At 77.7% G+C, this 5336-nt stretch carries 5 protein-coding genes; 2 read left to right on the forward strand and 3 right to left on the reverse strand.

Annotated features, from left to right (window positions below; translation table 11 throughout):
- Positions 1-1166, forward strand: a 1166-nt coding sequence (locus GTR00_RS13825; RefSeq protein WP_205705777.1) for a glycoside hydrolase family 88 protein, incomplete at its 5' end; no start/stop codon positions are given.
- A gap of 306 nt (positions 1167-1472) precedes the next feature.
- Positions 1473-2513: an L-glyceraldehyde 3-phosphate reductase gene (gene mgrA, locus GTR00_RS13830; protein ID WP_166612192.1), complete on the forward strand. Its 1041-nt coding sequence runs from the start codon at positions 1473-1475 to the stop codon at positions 2511-2513.
- 68 nt (positions 2514-2581) lie between these two features.
- Here the strand turns inward: mgrA and GTR00_RS13835 are convergent, their stop codons facing one another.
- The 3 genes from GTR00_RS13835 to GTR00_RS13845 all read right to left on the reverse strand — a co-directional run.
- Positions 2582-3037: a DUF4383 domain-containing protein gene (locus GTR00_RS13835; protein ID WP_166612193.1), complete on the reverse strand. Its 456-nt coding sequence runs from the start codon at positions 3035-3037 to the stop codon at positions 2582-2584.
- A complete protein-coding gene (locus GTR00_RS13840; protein ID WP_166612194.1) occupies positions 3034-4428 on the reverse strand; it encodes a sensor histidine kinase in 1395 nt (464 codons plus the stop codon). Before GTR00_RS13840 ends, GTR00_RS13835 begins: the two co-directional genes overlap by 4 nt.
- Positions 4425-5336: response regulator (locus tag GTR00_RS13845; protein WP_166612195.1), on the reverse strand; the 912-nt coding region annotated here is incomplete at its 5' end. The genes GTR00_RS13845 and GTR00_RS13840, both read right to left, overlap by 4 nt.

A 5336-nucleotide genomic window follows, 5' to 3' on the forward strand; every position in this document is an offset into this window, starting at 1 on the left:
GGCGGGCCGGGCGCCCGGCCCGCCCGCTGGCGGCGCCCGCCGGGCGCTGCCAGGCTCGCCGGCGACGGGCCGTGCGCGCCCGCGCGGACGGGGGAGCGGTGGGCGCAGCAGCGGCCGGCGGGGCAGCGGTGGACGGCACGACGCGCCGGGTGCTGGGGGCGATGCTCGCCCTGCAGCGGCAGTCCTGGGAGCAGGGCGTGGGCGCCCACGCCCTGCTCGACCTCGGCGAGGACGCCCTCGCGCGCGTCGCCGCCCGCGCGGCGGTCCTGCTGCAGGAGCCGGACGGGCGGCTGGCGTCCCTGCACGACGAGGGCCTGGTCAACGGCGCCGCCGCCACCGAGGTCGTGGACCGGGTGGCCCGCGCCACCGGCGACGCCGGGCTCGCCGCCGCCCGCGACCGGCAGCTGCGCTGGCTGCTGCACGAGTGCCCCCGCGCCGCCGACGGCACCCTGTTCCACCTCGCCGGCAGCCGGCAGGTGTGGGCCGACACCGTCTACATGGTCGTGCCGGCGCTGGTCGGCACCGGCCACGCCGAGCAGGCCGCCGCCCAGCTCGCCGGGCACCGCCGGCGCCTGTTCGACGAGCGCACCGGCCTGTACGCCGCGCGCTGGGACGAGGACGCGCAGCGGCTGTGCGACGCGCGCGCGTGGGGCACCGGCAACGGGTGGGTCGTCGCGGCGGTCGCCCGCGCGCTGCACCTGCTCGGCGAGCGCGCCGGGGACCTGCGCGCGCCCCTGGCCGAGCACGCCCGCGAGGTCCTCGACGCGTGCCTGCGCCACCGCCGCGACGACGGCGCCTTCGGCGACGTCGTGGACGACCCCGCCAGCTTCAGCGAGGCGAACCTCGCGCAGATGCTCGCCTACGCGGCGCTCACCGGCGTCGCCGACGGCTGGCTGCCGCAGGCCTACGCCGCCACCGGCAGCGACCTGCTGGCCGCGGCCCGGGTGCGCGTGGACGGGGACGGGCTGGTCACCGGCGTGTGCGGCGCGCCCCGCTTCGAGCGCCCCGGCGTCTCGGCGGAGGCGCAGGCCTTCTTCCTGCTCGCCACCGCGGCCGAGCACCGCCTGGCCGCGACCCCGGGCACGACCCCGGGCACGACCGGGGGCGGGGGTGCCCTCAGGCCAGCGGCGCCGGCTCCGCCAGCGCCGCCGGGCGCTCCCGGCTGAGCAGCTCCACCAGCTCCACCGGCGGCAGGGCGCGGCGCACCTGGCGGCCGTGCTCGGCCACCAGCACCAGCGGGCAGCGCAGCCCGCGCCGGGTCAGCTCCTGCGCCAGCGCGCGCGGCAGCGGCTCACCGGCCGGTGCCCTGCAGCGCTGGTGGGCCGAGACCCCTCCGGGGGTGCGCTCGATGCTGCTGGCGGCCCCGGCGCCCGGAAAGCCAATCGATCACCCGTCCGGCCGCCGGGCCCGCCGGGCGCGCCGGGGCGCGCGAGCGGCGACCGGGACACCGCGGCTGGTTAGAGTCGGCGGCCGTGACCCACACCGCCGCCCCCGGGCGCTACGACTCGATGCCCTACCGCCGCTGCGGGCGCAGCGGCCTGGAGCTGCCCGCCGTCTCGCTGGGCTTCTGGCACAACTTCGGCGACGACAAGCCGTTCCAGACGCAGCGCGACATCGTGCGCCGCGCCTTCGACCTCGGCATCACGCACATGGACCTGGCCAACAACTACGGCCCGCCCTACGGCTCGGCCGAGACGAACTTCGGCCGGCTCATGCGCGAGGACCTCGCCCCCTACCGGGACGAGCTGGTGATCTCCACCAAGGCCGGCTGGGACATGTGGCCCGGCCCCTACGGCGACCGCGGCTCGCGCAAGTACCTCACCGCGTCCCTGGACGCCTCGCTGAAGCGCATGAACCTGGAGCACGTCGACGTCTTCTACCACCACCGGCCCGACCCGGAGACGCCGCTGGAGGAGACGATGGGGGCGCTGGACGCGATCGTGCGCTCCGGCAAGGCCCTGCACGTGGGGATCTCCTCCTACGGGCCCGAGCGGACCCTGCAGGCCTCGCGGATCCTGCGCGAGCTGGGCACGCCCCTGCTGATCCACCAGCCCTCGTACTCGATGTTCAACCGCTGGATCGAGTCCGGCCTGCTGGACGTCCTGGAGGCCGAGGGCGTCGGCTGCATCCCGTTCACCGCCCTCGCCCAGGGCCTGCTGACCGACCGCTACCTGGACGGCGTGCCCGCCGGCTCGCGCGCCGCGCAGGGCAAGTCCCTGGACCCGGGCGTGCTCACCGAGGAGAACCTGCGGCGCATCCGCGGGCTGAACGAGATCGCCGCCGGCCGCGGGCAGACCCTGGCGCAGCTGGCGCTGTCCTGGGTGCTGCGCGACCGGCGGATCACCACCACCCTCATCGGCGCGAGCAGCGTGCAGCAGGTGGAGGACAACGTCGCCGCCACCGCGAAGCTGGACTTCACCGACGAGGAGCTGCGGGCCATCGACGAGTTCGCGGTCGACTCCGGCGTCGACCTGTGGGCGCAGGCGCGCGAGGCGGGCGACGCCACCCGCTGAGCCGCCCGTGTCGCGCCCCCCGGCCCGGTGCGGGCGGGGGGGCGCGACGCGGTCGCGGGGGTGCGGCGTCAGCCGTGGCGCAGCTCGGCCGTGCCCGGGCGCCGGCCCGCCCGCACCGGCACGAACGCGATCACCACGCCCAGGAAGGCCATCACGCCGTGGAACGTGGCCATCGGCCAGTTCGCGTTCAGGACGCCGCCGTCGTACGTGATCGCCGTGTAGGCGAACAGCGCCGCCCCGGCGAGGAACAGCAGGACCCCGTACCAGCGCGCGCGCCGCGCCCCGGTGCGCCCGGCCACGCCCAGGGCGCCCAGCACCAGGTGCACCACGTTCAGGAGCGGGTTGGTGGACAGGCCCAGCACCTGCTGCTCGTGGGTGCCGCCGGTGAAGTCGCTGAAACCGGAGACCACGAAGCCGGCGACGCCCAGCACGAGGAACAGCACGCCCGCGAGGAGCGAGAGGTGCTGGCCGGCGGTGGTGCGGGGCCGCTGCACCGAGACCCTTCCCGACATGTCGAGGCTCATGGGGGACAGGTGCCCCGCCCGGGCCCCGCTGAAACCGGCACCGCCCCGTCTCCCCGCCGCGCGGGCGGGCGCTGCGGCAGCGTGAAGCGCACCGTGGTGCCCCCGCCGGGGGTCTCCTCGGCGCGGATGCGCCCGCCGTGGCGGGCGACGATGCGCTGGCAGGTGGCCAGGCCGATGCCGTGGCCGGTGCGGGCCGAGGGGTCCACCTGCGCGTACATCTCGAACACCCGCTCGCGGTGCTCGGCGGGGATGCCGGTGCCGTTGTCCACCACGGCCACCTCCCAGCCGCCGGCCCCGTCCGGGGCCGCGGTCACGGCCACCGCGCACGGCCGGTGCGGGTCGCGGTACTTCACGGCGTTGCCCACGAGGTTCTGCAGCAGCTGGCGCAGCAGCACCGGGTCGCAGTACACCGCGGGCAGGTCCGCCGGCACCCGCACGCTCGCGCCGGCCGCGCGCACGGCCGCGTCCAGGTCGTGCACGGCCAGGCGCGCCACCTCCCCGAGGTCGGCCAGCTCGCGCCGGCCCGTGCCGCCGGTCTGCGAGTAGCTCAGCAGCGAGTCCATCAGCTCCGTCATGCGCACCACGCCGCGCCGGGCCGCCTCGACCCAGCCGCGGCCCTGCTCGCCGATCGCCTCGCCGTGCACCTCGCCGAGCATCTCCAGGTACCCGGAGACCACCGCCAGCGGCGAGCTGAGGTCGTGGCTGGCGATGCCGGCGAACTGCTCCAGCTCGGTGTTGGAGCGCTCCAGCTCCTCGCCGCGGTCGGCGAGCTCCTGGGTGCGCTCGGCCAGCTCCACGTGCGCGGCCACCAGCGCCTGCTCGCGCGCCCGCTCGGCGGTGACGTCCTGCATCACCACCACCGCCCCCAGGCACGCGCCGTCGGCGGTGCGCATGACCCGCCCCGAGCACGTCACGCGCCGCGGCCGGCGCCCGGCGGGGGCGACGACGACCTCCAGGCCGCGCACGAACCCCTCGCGCAGCACCCGCTGCACCGGCACCTCGTGCGCCGGCAGGGGGGTGGTGCCGTCCGGGCCGTACAGGTCGCGCGCGCAGGCGTGCCCGGAGGCGTCCAGCCGCGCGTCCGGGCCCAGGCCGTGCCAGGCGCGGGCGGTGTCGTTGAGCAGCACCGGCCGCCCCTCGGGGTCGACGACGACGATGCCCGCGTCGGTGCTGGAGAGCACCGTCGAGGTGAAGGTGTCGCGGCTCTCGGCCTCGGCGGCCTGCGCGCCCACCCGCGCCAGCAGCGCCGCGCGCTCGCTGCGGACCCGCACCAGCGCCACCGCCAGGGCGGCCGCGGCGAGCAGCCCCGCCAGCGCCGCCAGCGCGAGCACCGGGTCCGCGGACCCGGTGCCCGCCAGCGGGTCCACCAGCGGGCCCACCAGCGGGCTCACCAGCCCACCGGCTCGTCCGAGGGCACCCCCACGGCCGCGGCCCCCGTCGACGCCGTGAACTCCGCGGCGAGCGCGGTGAACGTGCGGCACGTGCGCTCCAGCTCCCGCTGCAGCCCGGCCAGCCAGCCCTCCGCGGGCGGCTCGCCGGCGCGGGCGCGGTCCTCCAGGTCCGCGCAGCGCTGGGCGAGGACCTCCGCGCCCAGGTTGGCCGCGGAGCCCTTCAGGCTGTGCGCGCGCGTCTCCAGCTCGCGCACGTCCCCGCGGGCCAGCGACTCCTCCAGCCCGGCGACGGCCCGCGGGGCGCGCTCGACGAAGGAGGTCAGCAGCTGCGCGAACAGCGCCCGGTCGTCGTCGGTGTCCGCACCGCCCAGGTCGGCGATGCGGGCGCGCACGGCCACCTCCAGCGGCACGGTGGCCTCCACCGCCGCGGCGGGGACCGTCGGCACGACGGCCTCCACCGGCGCGACCGGCGCGACCGGCGCGACCGGCGCGCACGCACCCGCGGCGGGCGCGGCGAGCACCGCGGTCAGGGCGCCCTCCAGCTCCCGCGCGCGCACCGGCTTGGTCAGGTGGGCGTCCATGCCGGCCGCCGCGCACGCGTCGCGGTCCTCGGAGAGCACGCTCGCCGTCAGGGCCACGATGCGCGGCTGCCGCTGGGCGGGCACCTCGGCACGGATGAGCCGGGTGGCCGCCAGGCCGTCCATCACCGGCATGTGCAGGTCCATGAGCACCACGTCGTAGCGCGCCGCGCGCACCGCCTCCAGGGCCTGCAGGCCGTCGCCGACGGTGTCCACGTCGTGGCCGAACTTCGCCAGCAGCAGCTGCGCGACCTTCTGGTTCACGGCGTTGTCCTCGGCCAGCAGCACCCGCAGCCGCCGCGCGCCGTCCCCGCCCGACCCGTCCCCGCC

Source organism: Kineococcus indalonis, from assembly GCF_009906395.1.
GTDB classification, from domain to species: Bacteria; Actinomycetota; Actinomycetes; order Actinomycetales; family Kineococcaceae; genus Kineococcus; species Kineococcus indalonis.